Annotated in this window: 12 protein-coding genes; 3 read left to right on the top strand and 9 right to left on the bottom strand. The window is 69.6% G+C overall.

Going from position 1 to position 20,051, the window contains the following annotated elements; all coding sequences use genetic code 11:
• Window positions 1–253: 253 nt before the first annotated feature.
• Complete coding sequence (locus CYFUS_RS26575; RefSeq protein WP_269770154.1) at window positions 254–2,548, top strand: NADP-dependent malic enzyme; 2,295 nt, start codon at window positions 254–256, stop codon at window positions 2,546–2,548.
• A gap of 86 nt (window positions 2,549–2,634) precedes the next feature.
• Window positions 2,635–3,330, top strand: a complete 696-nt coding sequence (locus tag CYFUS_RS26570; RefSeq protein ID WP_095987779.1) for a fumarylacetoacetate hydrolase family protein — start codon at window positions 2,635–2,637, stop codon at window positions 3,328–3,330.
• Window positions 3,331–3,348: 18 nt separating this feature from the next.
• On the opposite strand, the gene CYFUS_RS26565 is transcribed toward CYFUS_RS26570, so the two are convergent.
• From CYFUS_RS26565 to CYFUS_RS26555, 3 genes are all read right to left on the bottom strand, one after another.
• Complete coding sequence (locus tag CYFUS_RS26565) at window positions 3,349–4,626, bottom strand: sugar ABC transporter substrate-binding protein (RefSeq protein WP_095987778.1); 1,278 nt, start codon at window positions 4,624–4,626, stop codon at window positions 3,349–3,351.
• Window positions 4,627–4,693: 67 nt separating this feature from the next.
• A complete protein-coding gene (locus tag CYFUS_RS26560) occupies window positions 4,694–6,397 on the bottom strand; it encodes a sensor histidine kinase (protein ID WP_095987777.1) in 1,704 nt (567 codons plus the stop codon).
• A 64-nt stretch (window positions 6,398–6,461) separates the two neighbouring features.
• Window positions 6,462–8,267 (bottom strand): serine/threonine protein kinase, encoded by a 1,806-nt coding sequence (locus tag CYFUS_RS26555; protein ID WP_095987776.1) that lies wholly within the window; start codon window positions 8,265–8,267, stop codon window positions 6,462–6,464.
• A gap of 312 nt (window positions 8,268–8,579) precedes the next feature.
• On the opposite strand from CYFUS_RS26555, the gene CYFUS_RS26550 reads away from it, so the two are divergent.
• Window positions 8,580–9,638 carry an acyltransferase domain-containing protein gene (locus CYFUS_RS26550; RefSeq protein ID WP_095987775.1) on the top strand — a complete coding sequence of 353 codons (1,059 nt, stop codon included), beginning with the start codon at window positions 8,580–8,582 and terminating at the stop codon, window positions 9,636–9,638.
• Window positions 9,639–9,678: 40 nt separating this feature from the next.
• Here CYFUS_RS26550 and CYFUS_RS26545 read toward each other — a convergent pair whose 3' ends face one another.
• The 6 genes from CYFUS_RS26545 to CYFUS_RS26520 all read right to left on the bottom strand — a co-directional run bounded on the left by CYFUS_RS26545 (window position 9,679) and on the right by CYFUS_RS26520 (window position 20,025).
• Window positions 9,679–11,019, bottom strand: coding sequence for a hypothetical protein (locus CYFUS_RS26545; RefSeq protein WP_095987774.1), 1,341 nt, complete (start codon window positions 11,017–11,019; stop codon window positions 9,679–9,681).
• A complete protein-coding gene (locus CYFUS_RS26540; protein WP_157758664.1) occupies window positions 11,016–12,791 on the bottom strand; it encodes a hypothetical protein in 1,776 nt (591 codons plus the stop codon). The genes CYFUS_RS26545 and CYFUS_RS26540 overlap by 4 nt, the downstream gene beginning before the upstream one ends.
• A 392-nt stretch (window positions 12,792–13,183) precedes the next feature.
• On the bottom strand, window positions 13,184–14,524 hold the full coding sequence (locus CYFUS_RS26535; protein ID WP_095987772.1) for a hypothetical protein: 1,341 nt from the start codon (window positions 14,522–14,524) through the stop codon (window positions 13,184–13,186).
• Window positions 14,521–16,545, bottom strand: a complete 2,025-nt coding sequence (locus CYFUS_RS26530; RefSeq protein ID WP_095987771.1) for a hypothetical protein — start codon at window positions 16,543–16,545, stop codon at window positions 14,521–14,523. The genes CYFUS_RS26535 and CYFUS_RS26530 overlap by 4 nt, the downstream gene beginning before the upstream one ends.
• A 118-nt stretch (window positions 16,546–16,663) precedes the next feature.
• On the bottom strand, window positions 16,664–18,004 hold the full coding sequence (locus CYFUS_RS26525; protein WP_095987770.1) for a hypothetical protein: 1,341 nt from the start codon (window positions 18,002–18,004) through the stop codon (window positions 16,664–16,666).
• Window positions 18,001–20,025, bottom strand: a complete 2,025-nt coding sequence (locus CYFUS_RS26520; RefSeq protein WP_095987769.1) for a hypothetical protein — start codon at window positions 20,023–20,025, stop codon at window positions 18,001–18,003. The genes CYFUS_RS26525 and CYFUS_RS26520 overlap by 4 nt, the downstream gene beginning before the upstream one ends.
• Between the last annotated feature and the right edge of the window lie 26 nt (window positions 20,026–20,051).

The raw sequence follows: 20,051 nt of genomic DNA, 5'->3' as shown, positions 1-20,051 counted from the left end.
CCGAATGCGCCCGTATCCGTTGCTGTCCCCACGATCGCGACCCTCCACGCGATGCACTCCCGGCAGGACGCACCGCGTCATCGCCTCCCCACGCCGCTGTCAGCGCGGCTTATGCCCCCGTTGCGCCCGAGAGCCCTCCCGGGCGCTGTTATGCAGGGGTCGCGAGCCGCCTCACGGCTACAGTGGGGGGCTTCCGCAGGCCCGGCGCCGTGAGGCGACGGCCTTCCGACCGTAGAACCGAGGACACGAAGCAATGGCGATGGACGAGGATTTTCGCAAAGCGGCGCTCGACTACCACCGGCTGCCCCGGCCCGGAAAGCTGGCCATCGAGCCGACCAAGCGCATGGCCACCCAGCGCGATCTCGCGCTGGCCTACTCCCCCGGCGTGGCGGCCGCGTGCGAGGCGATCGTCGCCGACCCCGACGCCGCGCGCGACCTGACGGCCCGAGGCAACCTCGTGGGCGTCATCACCAACGGCACCGCCGTGCTGGGCCTGGGCAGCATCGGTCCGCTCGCCGGCAAGCCCGTCATGGAGGGCAAGGCCGTCCTCTTCAAGAAGTTCGCCGGCATCGACGTCTTCGACATCGAGGTGGACACCACCGACCCCGAGCGCTTCGTGGACGTGGTCTCCGCGCTCGAGCCCACCTTCGGCGGCATCAACCTCGAGGACATCAAGGCCCCCGAGTGCTTCGTCATCGAGCGCGCCCTGCGCGCGCGCATGAAGATCCCCGTCTTCCATGACGATCAGCACGGCACCGCCATCGTGTGCGCGGCCGCCATCCGCAACGGGCTCGTGCTCCAGGGCAAGAAGCTCGAGGAGATCAAGCTCGTCACCTCCGGCGCGGGCGCCGCGGCGCTCGCGTGCGTGGATCTGCTCGTGGAGATGGGGCTGCCCGTCGCCAACGTCACCCTCACGGACATCAAGGGCGTGGTCCACGCGGACCGGGGCGACGAGATGGCGCCCAACATGGCCCGCTACGCACACAAGACCTCCGCGCGCACCCTGCCCGAGGTGCTCGGCGGGGCGGACGTGTTCCTGGGCCTGTCCGCGCCGCGCGTGCTCAAGGCCGAGTGGCTGCACCTGCTGGCGCCCAAGCCCATCATCCTCGCGCTCGCCAACCCCGAGCCGGAGATCCGCCCGGACGCCGCCATGGAGGCCCGCCCCGACGCCATCGTCGCCACGGGCCGCTCGGACTTCCCCAACCAGGTCAACAACGTCCTGTGCTTCCCCTTCGTCTTCCGCGGCGCGCTGGACGTGGGCGCCACGGAGATCAACGAGCCCATGAAGCGCGCGGCCGCCGAGGCCATCGCCGAGCTCGCCCGGGTGGAGGCCAACGAGGTGGTGGCCCAGGCCTACGGCGGCACGGCGCACGTCTTCGGGCCCAGGTACATCATCCCCAAGCCGTTCGACCCCCGGCTCATCCTGAAGATCGCCCCGGCGGTGGCCAAGGCCGCCATGGACTCGGGCGTGGCGCGCCGGCCCATCGCGGACTTCGAGGCCTACCAGCGCGAGCTGGAGCTGTTCGTCTACCGTTCGGGTCAGCTCATGCGGCCGGTGTTCGAGCTGGCCCGTCGCACGCCCCGCCGCGTGGCGTACGCGGAAGGGGAGGATGACCGGGTGCTGCGCGCGGTGCAGAGCGTGGTGGACGAGCAGCTCGCCGAGCCCGTGCTCATCGGCCGGCGCCGGGTCATCACCGAGCGCATCAAGGAGCTGGGGCTGCGGCTGGAGGTCGGCCGGGACGTGCGCGTGGTGGATCCGAGCGAGGACACCGACATCATCGAGCCGCTCATCAAGCGCTACCAGACGCTGGTGGATCGCCGGGGCGTGCCGCTCGACGCCGCCGCGCGCCGGGTGGTGCGCCGGCCCACGGTGGCCGCCTCCATGCTCCTGGAGTCGGGGCAGGTCGACGCCGCGTTGTGCGGCAGCCGGGATGACTGGGGACGGCACATGACGTACGTCATGCCCATCATCCCCAAGCGCCAGGACGTGGGTCGCATCTACGCGCTCTCGGCCCTCATCCTGCAGAACGGCGCGCTGTTCTTCTGCGACACCCACGTCAACATCGATCCCACCGCCGAGCAGGTCGCCGAGATGACGCTGCTGGCCGCCGACGCCGTGCGCCGCTTCGGCATCACCCCCAAGGCCGCACTGCTGTCGCACTCGAGCTTCGGCGCCGGCAACTCCCAGTCCGCCATCAAGATGCGCCAGGCGCTCAAGCTGGTGCGCCAGCGCGCCCCGGAGCTCGAGGTGGACGGCGAGATGCACGCCGACGCGGCGCTCAGCGAGACGCTGCGCCACCGGCTCGTGTCCCACAGTCCGCTGACGGGCTCGGCCAACCTGCTCGTCATGCCCACGCTGGACGCGGCCAACATCGCCATGACGCTCCTGTCCGCGGCCACCGAGGCGCTGCTGGTGGGACCGCTGCTGCTGGGCATCTCCAAGCCCATCCAGGTGCTCGTGCCGCGCGTGACGGCGCGTGGCATCGTCAACATGACGGCCCTGGCCGCGGCGCAGGCCCACGTGCTCGAGCAGGGCACTCCGCGCTGAGCGGGCGCCCACCCGGGTGGTGGACCGGACACCCCGGGTGGGCATTTGCTTTCGCCGGGGGTACCCGGCGCGTTAAGCGTAGGGCCATGACCCAAGCCACCGACTTCGTCATCGCCCCCGCCGAGCGTCCCAGCCTGCCCATCGAGGGCACTTCGGCCCGCTTCCCCGTCCGCCGCATCTACTGCGTGGGCCAGAACTACGGCGCCCACGCCCGGGAGATGGGCGGAGATCCGACGCGTGCGCCGCCGTTCTTCTTCTCCAAGCCGGCCGACGCGGTGCGCGTACCGGGTGAGCCCGTGCCCTATCCGTCCTCCACCGAGCGGCTCGATCACGAGATCGAGCTGGTGGTGGCGCTCAAGGGAGGTGGCATCAACGTCACGCCCGAGCAGGCGCTGGGCCTGGTGTACGGCTACGCGGTGGGGGTGGATCTCACCCGGAGGGACTTGCAGGCCGTGGCGAAGAAGGAGGGGCGCCCGTGGGACGCGGCCAAGGGCTTCGATGCCTCGGCGCCCATCGGCGTGCTGCGCCGGGCCGAGGGCGGGGGACTGCCCACGGGGCGCATCCATCTCGACGTCAATGGCCAGACGAAGCAGGACGGCCAGCTCGCGGACATGATCTGGAACGTGGCGGAGATCATCGCCAAGGCGTCGCAGTTGTGGCGGCTGGAGCCGGGAGATCTGATCTTCACCGGCACGCCCCACGGCGTGGGCCCCCTGTCGCGCGGAGACCGCGTGGAGGGCGGCATCGAGGGCGTGGGCACGGTGTCCTTCACCCTGAGCTGACGCGCCGCCCGCCCGCGCTCACTTCCTCGCGGGAGCCGGAGCCTTGGCGGGAGCCTCGGTCGGGGCCTTGGCTCCCCGCCGCAGGGCCGTGACGCTCTTCTGGACGGTGCGTTGGGCCTCGTCCAGCGCGGCCTTGGGTGTGGCGAGCTTGTGGAGCACGGCGTTCATGGCCGAGGTCGCCGGGGACCAGACCATGGTCATCTCCGGCAGGTTGGGCATGGGCAGGGCCGTCCGGGCCTGCTCGCGGATGGCGGCGAGCACGGGATCCGCGCCGATGGCCTTGTCCTCGTAGATGGGCGCGAAGGCGGGGTTCTGCCGGCCCTGGGTGGCCATGAGGCGTGCGCCCTCGGGGCCGGTGAGGTAGCGCACGAAGTCATAGGCGGCGTCCTTGTTCGCCGAGTGCGAGGAGATGCCCACGCCCTCCACCGTCATCCACGGCCGCAGCGGCTTGCCGCCCGCCTCGTCCACGGTGGGCAGCGGCGCCAGCCCGTAGTCGATGCCCTGGGCGATCTCCCCGACGAACCAGGGGCCGGAGAAGACGAGCGCCGCCTTGCCCTCGTTGAACAGGCTCGTGACGAGCGCGGTGGAGGGCTCGGCGGGCAACAGGCCTTCCTGGGACGTCCAGCGCAAGAGCAGCTCCAGGGACTTGACGTTCTCCGGTGAGTCCAGCCGCACCTGGGGGCCCGGGTCGAACACCCGCCCGCCAAAGGCATGCATCAAGGCCGCGTGGTAGTAGAAGTCCGTGTACGGATAGGCGAGGCACACGCTCGACTTGTCCGGCGTCTTCGCGCGCAACGCCTTGCACGCGGCGAGCATCTCGCCCGTGGTGCGCGGCGGGGTGGGCATGAGCTTCTTGTTGTAGAGGAGGGTGATGGCCTTGAAGTCCAGGGGCAGGGCGTAGACGGAGCCCCGGTAGGTCATCGCCTCGAGCGTGCCCGGCACGTAGCGCTCGCGCACGGCGGGCTCCAGGAAGAAGTCGAGCGGCTCGAGCAGCGCGCCGCCCTCCACCCAGCCGCCGAGCCTGTCCTGGGGGAAGACGAAGACGTCCGGGCCCACGCCGCGCGACAGGGTCGCGGAGATCTTGTCCGTGAAGGCATCCGAGGGGATGGCGAGCAGCTTCACCCGCGTGCCGGACTCGCCCTGGGCGGCGTTGTACGCGGCCACGACCTTCTCCAGGGCGGTGCGCTCGGCGGCGCGGTAGCCGTGCCACACCACCACCTCGGCGGCGCGGGCGCTCCCGCTCCACGAGGCGAGCAGCAGCGCAAGCAGCAGGCAAGGCAACGAACGGCTCTTCATGCGGGGGACTCCTTGGGGCGCGGCCGGGTGGCCGGGAGGAGGACCATCGCATGCCCCGACCGCCGGCTCACCCCTGGGGGGCGGGCGCGGACACCCGGGGCAGGGTGAAGCAGAAGGTGCTTCCCCGGCCCTGCTCGCTGCGTACGTCCATCGTGCCCCCCTGGGCCTTCACGAGTCCCCGGCTGATGGAGAGTCCGAGCCCCGTGCCCTTCTTGCCCGTGCCCTCGACGCGCCAGAAGCGCTCGAAGAGGTGGGGCAGCGCCTCGGCGGGAATGCCCGGACCGGTGTCATGCACCAGGAAGCGCACGGCGGACGCCTCGGGCACCACCTCCACCGTCACCGTGCCCCGCTCGGGAGTGAACTTGAGCGCGTTGCCCACCAGGTTGCTCAACACCTGGAAGAAGCGGTCCCGATCGCACCGCACCTGGCAGTGCTCCGGCGGCAGCCGCGTGCGCAGCTCGATGGAGGCCTCCACGGCCAGCGGCTCGAGCAGCAGCAGGCCCTCGCGCACCAGCTCCTCCACCTCGTGGGACTCCAGGTTCAGCTTCACCTGGTTCGCCTGGAGGCTCGCCATGTCGAGCAGATCCCGGATGAGCCGATCCATCCGCTCCACCGAGCGCTCGATGGTGTGGGTGTGCTTGCGCATCCGCTCGCCGGCCTCGTCCTCGGGAAGCAGCCGCCGCAGCAGCCGGGTGCTCATGCCGATGCTGCTCAGCGGGTTCTTCAAGTCATGACTCACCACGGCGAGGATGTCCTCGCGCTCGCGCACGGCGCGCTGGGCGTCGCGCTCGGCGTTCTCCGCCCGGGTGCGCTCGCGCTGCTGGGCGGTGGCCTCGTCGCGCGCGGCCTGCTCCCGGGCTTGCAGGCCGATGCGCTCCTCCTCGCCGCGCAGGCGCTGGGACTCGGCCCGGTCCAGCGCGAACGCGGCCGCCCACACCAGCACGGTGAAGATCATCACGTTGCCCGAGGCGATGAGCGCCAGGGCGAAGGGGAGGGGGAAGGCCGCGGAGCGGTAGGCCCAGAGCACCACGCCCACGATGAGGATGGGCAGCACGAACGCCGGCGGCAGCAGCCAGCGCGCGAGCGCTCCCCCCAGGCCCGGGCCGGAGACGACCCGCATGACGCCCCGGGTGGCGCGGGCCTCGAGGACGCCGAGCGCCAGCAGCAGGAAGCACGCCGTGGTGTGCACCGCCATCTGCGTATAGCGCGCGATGCCGGTGAATTCCTGCTGCCCGTAGAGGTAGCCCGCGAGGCCTACCAGGGAGATGACGCCCACGAGCGCGGCGAGGTACTGCGAGGGCCAGCCCACCACCCGCGTCTCCATCTCGAGACACAGCAGCGCCATCCCGAGCAGCAGGAAGCACAGGGTGGTGTTGGGGGCCATGCGTCCCGGGTAGCCGAGCTCCACGTGGCGCGCGGGGTCCACCACGAGCAGCTCGTCCAGGCCCAGGTTCACGTCCAGCACGTACTGCACGAGCGTCAGGGAGCTGATGAGGACCACGAGCACCGCGCTCGCCACCGAGGCGCGCCGCAGCGCGGGCGGGGGCCGCGTGAGGCCGGCGATCAGCAGGGCCGCTCCCGAGAGAATGAAGCACAGGGCCGTGTTGGCCTTCATGGTGGGCAGGCCCGGCCGCAGCCCCTTGAGCGAGGTCAGGTCGAACACCCACGCGGTGAGGACCACGAGCCCCACCGCCATCACCACCGCGCCATGAACACGAGACAACCGCCGCAGGAGTACGGAGACACGTTCAGCGATCTGCTCGCCCGCCATCCGCCCTCCTTATCGCGCCTCCCTGGCCTCCTTCCATGGCGACGAATGGCGGAAGCCTTGGAGTTCACTCTCCGGCTTCGGTCGCGACGCCTTCGGAGCCGTCGGAGCTCTTCGCGTTGAGCACGATGCGCTCACCGGGAGGGGCGCCCGGCATGACGAAGTCCCGCTCCTGGACGCTCTTGTCCGGGTTGATGACGCGCACGTGGTGCTCGCCCTCGAAGACGGGGTACTCGGCCAGGGGGGCCACGCCCAGGGATTGGCCATCCAGGAAGACCTTGGCCCCCGACTCGGCGAGGATGAGCACGGAGCCCAGGTTCACCCGCATGTTGAACTGGACCTTCTCCTGGGTGGCGCGCACGTCGATGCTGCGCGCGGTGCGCAGGCCCCGGTTCGCATCCACCAGGGAGATGAGGTGGCGGCCGGGCGTCATGGGCACCGTCTGGGGCGAGCGGCCCACCTGGCGGCCATCGACGTAGAGCATCACCTCGGGCGTGACGAAGATCTGCACGGGCGTGAGGGGCGCGGAGGAGCCCGCCTTGGCGGGAGGCGGGCTCGGTGCCACCGCCACGCCGGCGTCGGGCGGCGCCGCCGGCACCTCCTCGACGACCATCGTGTTGACGTCGGCCACGCCCGCGTCGGGGCCCAGGTACTCGGGCTCGTGCTGGATGTTCTTCCAGATGAAGCCCACGGCGCTCACGAACAAGAGCGTGCCCACGAAGGCGAGCCCTCCCACCGCGGCGCGCGAGCGCATGGCGGACGGAGGGGGAGGCGCCGCGTACACGGGCGCTCCTGGCGGCGGCGGCGCGGAGCCGGGCGTGCCTGGAGGCGGGGCCGCGTACACGGGCGTTCCCGGAGGTGGCGGCGCGTGGCCGGGCGTCCCCGGTGGCGGGGCCGCGGAGCCGGGTGCCACGGGGGCGGGAAGCGAGGGGGGGGTGTTCCGGGCCAGCTCGGCCAGGCCCTGCTCGATCAACGCCTTGCGGAAGCGCCGCGTCTCGTTGTCGTGGGGAATCTGCCGGATGAGGAACTCGGCGAGCGCGGTGGACGAGGGCAGCTCACCCACCAGGGCCTCCAGGGCCTCGCGGAAGGCGAGGGCCGTCGGGTAGCGCTCCTTGGCGCGCTTGGCCGTGGCGCGGCGGATGATCTCGTTGTAGGCGAGCGGCACGTCCTCCGGCAGCGGCGGCAGGGGCCTCGAGAGGATGGCCTTGTCCCGATCGATCGAGTCCTGGAAGGGTTTGCGCCCCGAGAGGCACTCGTGCAGCAGCAGGCCCAGGAGGAACACGTCGGTGGGAACGGACGAGGCCTCGCGGCCGCCGAGCAACTGCTCGGGCGCGCTGTACAGGCGGCGGTTGCGCACCCGGCGGCCATCCTTCTCGCGCGGCGCCACGCCGAGCGCGCCGTAGCCCGTCACCTTCACCTGGCCCTTGGCGGAGATCATCAGCGTCTCCGGACGCAGGTCGCCATGGACGTAGGGCGTGCCGTCGTCGTTGCCCGCCATGTGGGCGAAATGAACACCCGTGGCCGCCTCCATGGCGATGAGCGCGGCGAACAGGGGCGGCAGCCGCGGACAGCCCTCCAGCACGTGGCGCAGGGGCTCGCCGTCGGCGTACTCCGTCACCCGGGCCACGCGCCCGTCCAGGGTCACCAGGGCGTGCACCCGGAGGATGTTGGGGTGTTCGATGACGACGGCGCGCTCCGTTTCCTTGTGAAGTCGCGCCAATGCCGCGGCGTCCTGGGTGACCTCGGCAGGCGCCCAGATCAACACCACGGGTCTGGGGGGCTGGCCGTCCTCGAGGGAAAGGGCGAGATGGGGCCGATTGGCGCCTTCGCCAGGAAAGAGGGGGCCGAGCAACTGGTAGCGAACCTGGCTCATGGGTTCGACGTTTTACGGCTCTCTCACATCCTCCGCCAGACCATGGCGGGACGAAGCACACATTCCTGCCTGGTGGGCTACGGATCGAGCAGGGGCATGAGGGGCCCGATGTCCAGCGAATTCGTCCGTCCCGGACGGAAATCCAATAAGTCGTGGATTCCGGAAAAATTTCTTCACGAGGTTGGGAAACCGAGGTAAAAATCCACGTGTACTGAATTACTTCACTGAGTCTGTCTTTACCTACTTTCACGGGCAGTCCAAGGGGCCTGCAATGCGGGAGTGGGTCTGGGATGGTCCTCCGAGGAGTCCCGGATGCGTCACGAAAATGATGCGGAACGCGAGGCGAGTCGGCTCGGTCCGGTGTTCGTGTTTTCCGGGCAGGGATCGCAGTGGGTGGGAATGGGGAGGGAGCTGCTGGAGCGCTCGACGGTGTTCGAGATGGTGTTGAGCGCGTGTGACGCGCAGGTGCGCCGGCACCTGGGGTGGTCGCTGCTGGAGGCGGTGACGGAACGGGAGGCGTCGCTCGGGGACATCGAGGTGAGCTGTCCGGCCATCGTGGCGATGGAGCTGGCGCTGGCGGCGCTGTGGCGCTCGTGGGGAGTGGAGCCGGCGGCGGTGGTGGGGCACAGCATCGGCGAGGTGGCGGCGGCGCAGGTGGCCGGGGTGCTGTCGCTGGAGGACGCCATGCGCATCATCTGCCAGCAGGGGCGCACCATGGGGCGGCTGCGGGGCCGGGGGGCGATGGCGGTGGTGGGGCTGACGTGGGAGCAGGCGGCGGAAGCGCCGCCCGGGCTGGAGGGGCGGCTGTGGCGCGTCATCCACGCGAGCCCCGACTGGACGGTGGTGGCGGGGGAGCCGCTCGTGCTGGAGCAGGCGCTGGCGCATTGGCGGAGGCAGGGCGTGGTGGCGCGCTGGGTGGACTCGGAGGTGGCGGCGCACTGCCCCCAGGTGGAGCCCTTCGGCGAGGAGCTGCGCGAGCGGCTCGAGGGCCTGTGTCCCCGGACCGAGCGCCTGCCGCTCTTCTCCACGGTGACGGGGGGCGACGTGGCGGCGCGGCGGCTTGGCGCGGAGCACTGGGTGCGCAACCTCACCGAGCCGGTGTTGTTCCGCGAGGCCACGGGCGCGCTGATCGCGCGTGGGCACCACATGTTCCTGGAGATCAGCCCGCACCCGCTGGTGAAGCACTGGCTGGAGTCGTGCCTGGAGTACGCGGGGCGGGCCGGGACGGTGCTCGCGTCGATGCGGCGGGGACGCGAGGCCACCCAGCACATGCTGGAGACGTTGAGGCGCCTGTCCGGGCCCCGCCCGCGCGAGAGCCGGGCCGGCACCCGGTTCCGCGTGGTGGACTCGTCCGTGGAGGACGGCTGCTAGGCCGCCCCGGGTAGGTTCTGTTTCCCCTTGAAGGGGACGATCAGCCGCGGTGCCGCTCGGCCGAGCGGAAGAGGAGGGTGAGAGAGTAGTCGAGCAGCGCCTGGCGCGAAGTCATGGAGCGCCGAGCCCGAAGGAAGGGCAACCAGACGCGGTCGCCCACGAGCACCTGAGCCTCCTGGAGCTTCTGGCGCGGAATCCACTGGCCGCCGAGGTGGCGCACCAGCACTTCGCCCAGGTAGGCGCCAATGGCGGGCACCGCGTGAGCGTCGAGGGCTTGCCTTGGGCGGCTCTTGGGGAAGTCCTCGCGCCAGAAGTAGAAGTCGGCGTCGGTGAGGGACTCGGGCGTCGCCGCGAAGACGGAGGGCACCTCCGAGTGCAGCAGCGCCACCAGGTGCTCGGCGAGGGTGCGGTAATGCTCGCGGGCGCGCTCCGGATTCTCCACGTCCGGGGGCAGGGCGGAGTCGGCGGGGCGCCACTCCTCGGGCTCGGAGGGGCGCCACGCGTTGAGCTCGGCAATCCGGCGCTGGCGTTGGTGACTGGCGGCGCGGTCCACCACACGCGACAGGAGCGGAGCCAGGTCCGGGTGGAAGCGGGGCTGCACGGGGGCGAGCAGGGCACTGCGTTCCTGCAGGGAGCGCAAAAGGGTGTCGAAGTCGAGGTCCGGCCGGAGGTGCGCGTGGGCGCGGGCCTGGGCGAGCCGAGCCTCCTTGCTGGCGAAATCCGCCGCGGTGGGCCACGTCACCAGGAGCACGGAGCCATTGGGCAACTCCTCTACCCGGTGAGCTGGTGTCGACAGCATCCGCTCGCGGCCGACGGTTTCCACCAGCTTGGGACCGAAGACGTTGAGCCAGCACACCTCGTAAATTCTATCGAATCCGTCTCGGAACTCAGTCTCGTCGTCGCGGCCGAAATTGGGAGCGCCCGCCAATGCTCTGTCGTCGGTACTGTGGGCCATGGCATAGGTAACCGGGTAGCGAGAGGCCCAGGTGCGCACCAGTTCTACTAAGTGGTGACAGCGCTCTGCTTCCGCGAAGAAAGAGAGCGGATTCACTGTGAGCATGATGCCCAGTTCGGAAGCTCGCGGTGGGAGCCAGAGCCTGAGCCACATGTCCAACGCGGGCCACGCCGTCCGGTAGAGCCCGAGGTTCGTTCTGTTCCCATCGCGTTCCTCTTCCAGGGACTTCCAGACGGCGGCGCGGGCGTACTTGCGTTGCCGTTTGCCTTTGACGACGTCCGGCATCCATCCATCGGCGTACTCCTCGATCGCCTGAAGAAACGGCGCCAGCTCGTGCTCTAGTGTCGCTTGTGGACTGAAGGCACCGTCGAAGGTGAGCAGGAGGCGGTCCTCCGGCTTCAAATCGTGCATGCGCAGCACCTTCATTGGAACAACACCTCCACTCCCGGAACGACTTTCTTGGTTTCGTTCACGGCTGTCCTCAAGGCGTCTACAGCCGTGGGCTTGAGTTCGCCTCCCTCGTAGACGAGGCGGACTCGCTGGACGGGCACCTCGCCAGCCGCGCCGAAAAGACGTTGGAGGGAGTCGCGGCGGACGTCCAGCGTCTCTCCGTACTTCCGCAGCGCTTCTCTAGCGTCCTCAATCATCTGCGCTGCCACTGCTTTGCTGTCTAGTTCCGAGAAGTTGCGGCTCTTGAAGCTGAACGTCTCCACGCGACGTGGATGTCCGCCAGTGCCTGCCTCTTCGATGACGAGCACGTCCGCGTAGCGCAGGCCGGGGCCCGGCTTCCTCACGCCCACCTGCGTTTCGATGCGGGGCCGGTCGAAGTCCCCGAGGAAGCGGCGCTCGGCCCGAGGCTTCAATGCGTCCTCTCGCAGCAGCCTCACCATGTCGCGCTCGAAGGCCAGTCCCCGGGCAAACCACGCGCGCATCCGCTCGTAGGGCGCCCACTTGAGGGGGCCCTCGAGGGCTTCGCCCTTCTTCACCTCATTGAGGCGCTTCTCGTAGTAGTCGACGTACTCGCGCCAGCGTGGGTTGCCCCGGGCCTCGGACGGCGGGGCGTCGAGAGCCGGGCGGTGCTTCTCCAGCCTCCTCACGTCCATGGGCAGGCGTGGGCCCGTGGCCTCCAACTCCGCGGCCGCCAGCTTCGCCTCCACCATCGCCGGTGTGTGGCCGACGCCCTCATCCACCAGCGAGGCCAGGGTGCCCTGGCGCACCAGGGGGGAGCCCGAGGACCCGGGCCTGGCCCTGGACAAGAGGGGCCGCGCCCTGGTCACCTCTCCCCGGGCCTCGTACAGGGCCAGCGCGGCGTCCATTCCCCCCACGGCCACGAAGCGGCCCGCTTCACGTCTGGCTTGGATGTAGCGGGCCAGCTCTCGCAGTCCCTCCTCGCCCGCGCCCAGCCGTGTTTGCAGTTCCCTCGTCCTCTCCGCGAGGAGACTCACCCGCCCCCGCACCGACTCGAGTCCCCGCTGGAGTCCGGCTCCTGCTCCCCGGGCCTCGTAGACGGTGCGTACGCCCTTGCCCCCCACGTACAGGGTGGCCAGCAGCGCGACGGGCGTCAGCTCGCGCATGGCCTGCTCGTACTCGCCCCGTGAGAGAGAGGACAGCCCGTGGCCCGTCCCCGCCGCGAGGTAGTAGAAGCCCAGCGGCACGCCGAAGGTGGCATGGTCCACGCTGCCCAGCAGCACGTTGCCCGCCGAGTAGTGCTGCCTGGCCGCCTCCCACTCCACCTCGTCGAGGTCCTGCTGGTAGGACGGGGGGAGCTGGCCTCGTTGCCGGGCGTAGTGGGTGTACCAGACATTCTTCTGCTGCTCGTGGGTGAGCAGGTCCGTGACGGCGCGGCCCGCCCCCCGCAGCAAGTCTCCAGGCTGGAAGTCCCTGTCCGGACGGGCCGAGAGCTTCAGGCCGCGCGCCTCCAACTCGGCACACGCCCGGGGCATGCGCCCCAGCGTGGTCTCCAGCCGTTTGTCCCGGGCCAGCCAGAAGAGAAGCTCCCGCAGCTCCTCGTCATAGGCCGAGTCGAGGAGGTAGCGGACGAACACCTCGGCATGGGCGAGGCCATACCTGTCGGTGGCCTGCAGGAGGAAGGACAGCCGCTTGCGGTTGAGAAGGCCGGCGGCGTCCTCACGCACGGGCCCCAGCGAGCCGAGTCGCACGGCATCCCAGTCCGTGAGCGACTCCACCAGCCGAGGCATGTCCACGTGCTCCTGGAGCGCGACGTACTCCGCGGGCGAGCCGCACGTGAGGAAGGGGGCGAGGAGTGCAGTGCTGTCGTGGGCGGAGAAGTCGGGCCAACCCGTGGGCACGCTCCGTCCCCCACAGGAGACGTCCGCGGGCGCCTCGCCCGGGCTCCCCAGGTCAGCCTCCGCGCCCAGCGTGACGCAACCGGTGGAGAGCAGCACCACCCCCAGCAGTGCCGCCCACCCGTGCGCCCGGGCCTCAGCATGCATTGAGCACCTGCCACGTCATGACGCCCCCTGGCACAGGGCTCCTACTCTAGCAGGTAGCTTGATGGCCCTGAGCGATTCGCTTGAGGTGGCGGGGGAGCCGCGCGTGCTGGAGCAGGCGCTGGCGCATTGGCGTCTGTTCAGCCGCGGTGCCGCTCGGCCGAGCGGAAGAGGAGGGTGAGAGAGTAGTCGAGCAGCGCCTGGCGCGAAGTCATGGAGCGCTGAGCCCGAAGGAAGGGCAACCAGACGCGGTCGCCCACGAGCACCTGAGCCTCCTGGAGCTTCTGGCGCGGAATCCACTGGCCGCCGAGGTGGCGCACCAGCACTTCGCCCAGGTAGGCGCCAATGGCGGGCACCGCGTGAGCGTCGAGGGCTTGCCTTGGGCGGCTCTTGGGGAAGTCCTCGCGCCAGAAGTAGAAGTCGGCGTCGGTGAGGGACTCGGGCGTCGCCGCGAAGACGGAGGGCACCTCCGAGTGCAGCAGCGCCACCAGGTGCTCGGCGAGGGTGCGGTAATGCTCGCGGGCGCGCTCCACGTCCGCCACGTCCGGGGGCAGGGCGGAGTCGGCGGGGCGCCACTCCTCGGGCTCGGGGGGGTGCCACGCGTTGAGCTCGGCAATCCGGCGCTGGCGCTGGTGACTGGCGGCGCGGTCCACCACACGCGACAGGAGCGGGGCCAGGTCCGGGTGGAAGCGGGGCTGCACGGGGGCGAGCAGGGCACTGCGTTCCTGCAGGGAGCGCACAAGGGTGTCGAAGTCGAGGTCCGGCCGGAGGTGGGCGTGGGCACGGGCCTGGGCGAGCCGAGCCTCCTTGCTGGCGAAATCCGCCGCGGTGGGCCACGTCACCAGGAGCACGGAGCCATTGGGCAACTCCTCTACCCGGTGAGCTGGTGTCGACAGCATCCGCTCGCGGCCGACTGTCTCCACCAGCTTGGGACCAAAGACATTGAGCCAGCATACCTCGTAAATTCTATCGAATCCGTCTCGGTACTCAGTCTCGTCGTCGCGGCCGAAATTGGGAGCGCCCGCCAGTATCATGTCATCACTGCTGTAAGCCATGGCATGTGTGACGGGATAATGAGAGGCCCATGCGCGCACCATTTCAATGAAGTCATGGCAGCGTTCCGCCAACGCGAAGAAGGAGAGGGGCTTCACGTTGATGAAGATTCCTAGTTTGGGGGGCAGCGGTGGAAACCAGAGACTGAGCGACATGTCCAACGCGGGCCACCTGGTGCGATAGAGCCCGAGACCCGAGGTGTTCCCGTCGCGCCGCTCCTCAAGGGCCTTCCAGAAGGAAGGGCGAGAGTATTTTCGTTGCCGCTTGCCATTGACAACATCCGGCATCCACTCGTCGGCGTGCTCTTCAAGTGCCTGGAGAAAAGGCTCCAACTGTTTCTCCAGCGCCGCCTGCTGGTCGAAGACCGTGTCGAACTCGAGTCGGAGGCGGTCCTCCGGTTTCAGATCGTGCACGCTCAGCCGCTTCATTGAAACACCACCTCGACTCCCGGAACCACTGCCTTGATTTCGTTTACGGCTCTCTTCAACAGGTTTACATCCGTGGGCTTGAGGGCGCCCCCCTCGTAGATGAGGCGGACCCTCGGGACCTGCACCTCACTGCCCCCTGGTAAGAGGGACTGGAGGGAGCCTCTACGGATATCCAGCGTCTCGCCGTAATTCTGTAGGGCCTCGCTCGCGTCCGCCTTCATTTGCGCCTTCATTGCTTCTTCCTCTAGTAGCGCGAGATTTCGGCTCTTGAAGCTGAACGTCTCCACTCGTCGTGGCTGCCCGCCAACTCCCCCCTCTTCGATGACGAGCACATCCGCGTAGCGCAGGCCGGGGCCCGGCTTCCTCACGCCCACCTGCGTTTCGATGCGGGGCCGGTCGAAGTCCCCGAGGAAGCGGCGCTCGGCCCGAGGCTTCAATGCGTCCTCTCGCAGCAGCCTCACCATGTCGCGCTCGAAGGCCAGTCCCCGGGCAAACCACGCGCGCATCCGCTCGTAGGGCGCCCACTTGAGGGGGCCCTCGAGGGCTTCGCCCTTCTTCACCTCATTGAGGCGCTTCTCGTAGTAGTCGACGTACTCGCGCCAGCGTGGGTTGCCCCGGGCCTCGGACGGCGGGGCGTCGAGAGCCGGGCGGTGCTTCTCCAGCCTCCTCACGTCCATGGGCAGGCGTGGGCCCGTGGCCTCCAACTCCGCGGCCGCCAGCTTCGCCTCCACCATCGCCGGTGTGTGGCCGACGCCCTCATCCACCAGCGAGGCCAGGGTGCCCTGGCGCACCAGGGGGGAGCCCGAGGACCCGGGCCTGGCCCTGGACAAGAGGGGCCGCGCCCTGGTCACCTCTCCCCGGGCCTCGTACAGGGCCAGCGCGGCGTCCATTCCCCCCACGGCCACGAAGCGGCCCGCTTCACGTCTGGCTTGGATGTAGCGGGCCAGCTCTCGCAGTCCCTCCTCGCCCGCGCCCAGCCGTGTTTGCAGTTCCCTCGTCCTCTCCGCGAGGAGACTCACCCGCCCCCGCACCGACTCGAGTCCCCGCTGGAGTCCGGCTCCTGCTCCCCGGGCCTCGTAGACGGTGCGTACGCCCTTGCCCCCCACGTACAGGGTGGCCAGCAGCGCGACGGGCGTCAGCTCGCGCATGGCCTGCTCGTACTCGCCCCGTGAGAGAGAGGACAGCCCGTGGCCCGTCCCCGCCGCGAGGTAGTAGAAGCCCAGCGGCACGCCGAAGGTGGCATGGTCCACGCTGCCCAGCAGCACGTTGCCCGCCGAGTAGTGCTGCCTGGCCGCCTCCCACTCCACCTCGTCGAGGTCCTGCTGGTAGGACGGGGGGAGCTGGCCTCGTTGCCGGGCGTAGTGGGTGTACCAGACATTCTTCTGCTGCTCGTGGGTGAGCAGGTCCGTGACGGCGCGGCCCGCCCCCCGCAGCAAGTCTCCAGGCTGGAAGTCCCTGTCCGGACGGGCCGAGAGCTTCAGGCCGCGCGCCTCCAACTCGGCACGGGCCCGGGGCATGCGCCCCAGCGTGGTCTCCAGCCGTTTGTCCCGGGCCAGCCAGAAGAGAAGCTCCCGCAGCTCCTCGTCATAGGCCGAGTCGAGGAGGTAGCGGACGAACACCTCGGCATGGGCGAGGCCATACCTGTCGGTGGCCTGCAGGAGGAAGGACAGCCGCTTGCGGTTGAGAAGGCCGGCGGCGTCCTCACGCACGGGCCCCAGCGAGCCGAGTCGCACGGCATCCCAGTCCGTGAGCGACTCCACCAGCCGGGGCATGTCCACGTGCTCCTGGAGCGCGACGTACTCCGCGGGCGAGCCGCACGTGAGGAAGGGGGCGAGGAGTGCGGTGCTGTCGTGGGCGGAGAAGTCGGGCCAACCCGTGGGCACGCTCCGTCCCCCACAGGAGACGTCCGCGGGCGCCTCGCCCGGGCTCGCCAGGTCAGCCTCCGGGCCCAGCGTGACGCAACCGGTGGAGAGCAGCACCGCCCCCAGCAGTGCCGCCCACTTGAGCACCTGCGACGTCATGAAGCCCCCTGGCAGAGGGCTCCTACTCTAGCAGGTAGCTTGATGGCCCTGAGCGATTCGCTTGAGGTGGCGGGGGAGCCGCGCGTGCTGGAGCAGGCGCTGGCGCATTGGCGTCTGTTCAGCCGCGGTGCCGCTCGGCCGAGCGGAAGAGGAGGGTGAGAGAGTAGTCGAGCAGCGCCTGGCGCGAAGTCATGGAGCGCTGAGCCCGAAGGAAGGGCAACCAGACGCGGTCGCCCACGAGCACCTGAGCCTCCTGGAGCTTCTGGCGCGGAATCCACTGGCCGCCGAGGTGGCGCACCAGCACTTCGCCCAGGTAGGCGCCAATGGCGGGCACCGCGTGAGCGTCGAGGGCTTGCCTTGGGCGGCTCTTGGGGAAGTCCTCGCGCCAGAAGTAGAAGTCGGCGTCGGTGAGGGACTCGGGCGTCGCCGCGAAGACGGAGGGCACCTCCGAGTGCAGCAGCGCCACCAGGTGCTCGGCGAGGGTGCGGTAATGCTCGCGGGCGCGCTCCACGTCCGCCACGTCCGGGGGCAGGGCGGAGTTTGCGGTGCGCCACTCCTCGGGCTCGGGGGGGTGCCACGCGTTGAGCTCGGCAATCCGGCGCTGGCGCTGGTGACTGGCGGCGCGGTCCACCACACGCGACAGGAGCGGGGCCAGGTCCGGGTGGAAGCGGGGCTGCACGGGGGCGAGCAGGGCACTGCGCTCCTGCAGGGAGCGCAGAAGGGTGTCGAAGTCGAGGTCCGGCCGGAGGTGCGCGTGGGCGCGGGCCTGGGCGAGCCGAGCCTCCTTGCTGGCGAAATCCGCCGCGGTGGGCCACGTCACCAGGAGCACGGAGCCGTTGGGCAACTCCTCTACCCGGTGAGCTGGTGTGGACAGCATCCGCTCGCGGCCGACGGTTTCCACCAGCTTGGGACCAAAGACGTTGAGCCAGAAGACCTCGTAGATCTTGTCGAAACCATCCTTCCGAGAAGTCTTCTCGTCGCGTCCGAAACGGGGTGAGCCCGCCAGTTCCGTGTCATCGGCGCTGTGAGCCTTGGCATGACTGACCGGGTAGCGAGAGGCCCAGGCGCGCACCATCTCCACAACCTGGTGACAGCGCTCCTGCTCGGTAAAGAAAGAGAGAGGCTGCACGTTGACCGCAATGTCCAGCTTGGGAGGTCGGGGAGGTAGCCAGAGCCAGAGAGTCATGTCCAGCGCGGGCCACTCCGTGCGATAAAATCCCAAGCTCGTGAACACATCGTCACGCCCCTCTTGTAAACCCTTCCAGATTGCGGCGCGAGCGTACTTGCGTCGACGCTTGCCTTCTGCAACGTCCGGCATCCACCCATCGGCGTACTTTTCGAGCGCTTGGAGAAAGGGCTCCAGCTCTCCTTCCATTGAGGCCTGCTGGTCAAAGCCTCCGATGAAGGTGAGCCGAAGGAGATCCTCCGGCTTCAAGTCGTGCACGCTCAGTCGATTCATTGGAACAGCACCTCCACTCCCGGAACCGCTTCCTCGGCAGCGGTCACGACTGCATCCAGGTTGTCTACCTTCGTGGGCTTGAGTGCACCCCCCTCGTAGACGAGGCGAACCCGCTGAACGGGAACCTCGTCAGCCGAGCCGAAAGAACGTTGGAGGGAATCCCGGCGGATATCCAGATTCCCCCCGTACTTCTGCAGAGCTTCCTTCGCGTCCTCAATCACCAGACGTCTCAGTGCTCCTTCTTCCAGCAGCGTCAGATCGCGGCTCTTGAAGCTGAACGTCTCCACTCGTCGTGGCTGCCCGCCAACTCCCCCCTCTTCGATGACGAGCACATCCGCGTAGCGCAGGCCGGGGCCCGGCTTCCTCACGCCCACCTGCGTTTCGATGCGGGGCCGGTCGAAGTCCCCGAGGAAGCGGCGCTCGGTCCGAGGCTTCAATGCGTCCTCTCGCAGCCGCTTCACCATGTCGCGCTCGAAGGCCATCCCCCGGGCAAACCACGCGCGCATCTGCTCATAGGGCGCCCACTTGAGGGGACCCTCGGTGGCCGTGCCTTTCTTCACCTCATTGAGGCGCTTCTCGTAGTAGTCGACGTACTCGCGCCAGCGTGGGTTGCCCCGGGCCTCGGACGGTGGAGCGTCGAGAGCCGGGCGGTGCTTCTCCAGCACGCCCACGTTCTTGGGAAGGCGCGGGCCCGTGGCCTCCAGCTCCACCGCCGCCAGCTTCGCCTCCACCACGGCCGGTGTGTGGCCGACGCCCTCATCCACCAGCGAGGCCAGGGTGCCCTGGCGCACCAGGGGGGAGCCCGAGGACCCGGGCCTGGCCTTGGACAAGAGGGGCCGCGCCTTGGCCACTTCCCCCCGGGCCTCGTACAGGGCCAGCGCGGCGTCCATTCCCCCCACGGCCACGAAGCGGCCCGCTTCACGTCTGGCTTGGATGTAGCGGGCCAGCTCTCGCAGTCCCTCCTCGCCCGCGCCCAGCCGTGTTCGCAGTTCCCTCGTCCTCTCCGCGAGGAGACTCACTCGCCCCCGCACCGTCTCGAGTCCCCGCCGGAGTCCGGCTCCTCCTGCCCGGGCCTCGTAGACGGTGCGTACGCCCTTGCCCCCCACGTACAGGGTGGCCAGCAGCGCGACGGGCGTCAGCTCGCGCATGGCCTGCTCGTACTCGCCCCGTGAGAGAGAGGACAGCCCGTGGCCCGTCCCCGCCGCGAGGTAGTAGAAGCCCAGCGGCACGCCGAAGGTGGCATGGTCCACGCTGCCCAGCAGCACGTTGCCCGCCGAGTAGTGCTGCCTGGCCGCTTCCCATTCCACCTCGTCGAGGTCCTGCTGGTAGGACGGGGGGAGCTGGCCTCGTTGCCGGGCGTAGTGGGTGTACCAGGCATTCTTCTGCTGCTCGTGGGTGAGCAGGTCCGTGACGGCGCGGCCCGCCCCCCGCAGCAAGTCTCCAGGCTGGAAGTCCCTGTCCGGACGGGCCGAGAGCTTCAGGCCGCGCGCCTCCAACTCGGCACACGCCCGGGGCATGCGCCCCAGCGTGGTCTCCAGCCGTTTGTCCCGGGCCAGCCAGAAGAGAAGCTCCCGCAGCTCCTCGTCATAGGCCGAGTCGAGGAGGTAGCGGACGAACACCTCGGCATGGGCGAGGCCATACCTGTCGGTGGCCTGCAGGAGGAAGGACAGCCGCTTGCGGTTGAGAAGGCCGGCGGCGTCCTCACGCACGGGCCCCAGCGAGCCGAGTCGCACGGCATCCCAGTCCGTGAGCGACTCCACCAGCCGAGGCATGTCCACGTGTTCCTGGAGCGCGACGTACTCCGCGGGCGAGCCGCACGTGAGGAAGGGGGCGAGGAGTGCGGTGCTGTCGTGGGCGGAGAAGTCGGGCCAGCCCGCGGGCACGGCCTGCCCTCCGCAGGAGACGTCCGTGGGCACCTCGCCCGGGCTCGCCAGGTCAGCCTCCGGGCCCAGCGTGACGCAACCGGTGGAGAGCAGCACCGCCCCCAGCAGTGCCGCCCACTTGAGCACCTGCGACGTCATGAAGCCCCCTGGCAGAGGGCTCCTAC

Source organism: Cystobacter fuscus, assembly GCF_002305875.1.
Taxonomy (GTDB): domain Bacteria; phylum Myxococcota; class Myxococcia; order Myxococcales; family Myxococcaceae; genus Cystobacter; species Cystobacter fuscus_A.
The sequence above is the reverse complement of the archived record's forward strand: the minus strand, read 5'-3'. Positions and strand labels throughout refer to the sequence as shown.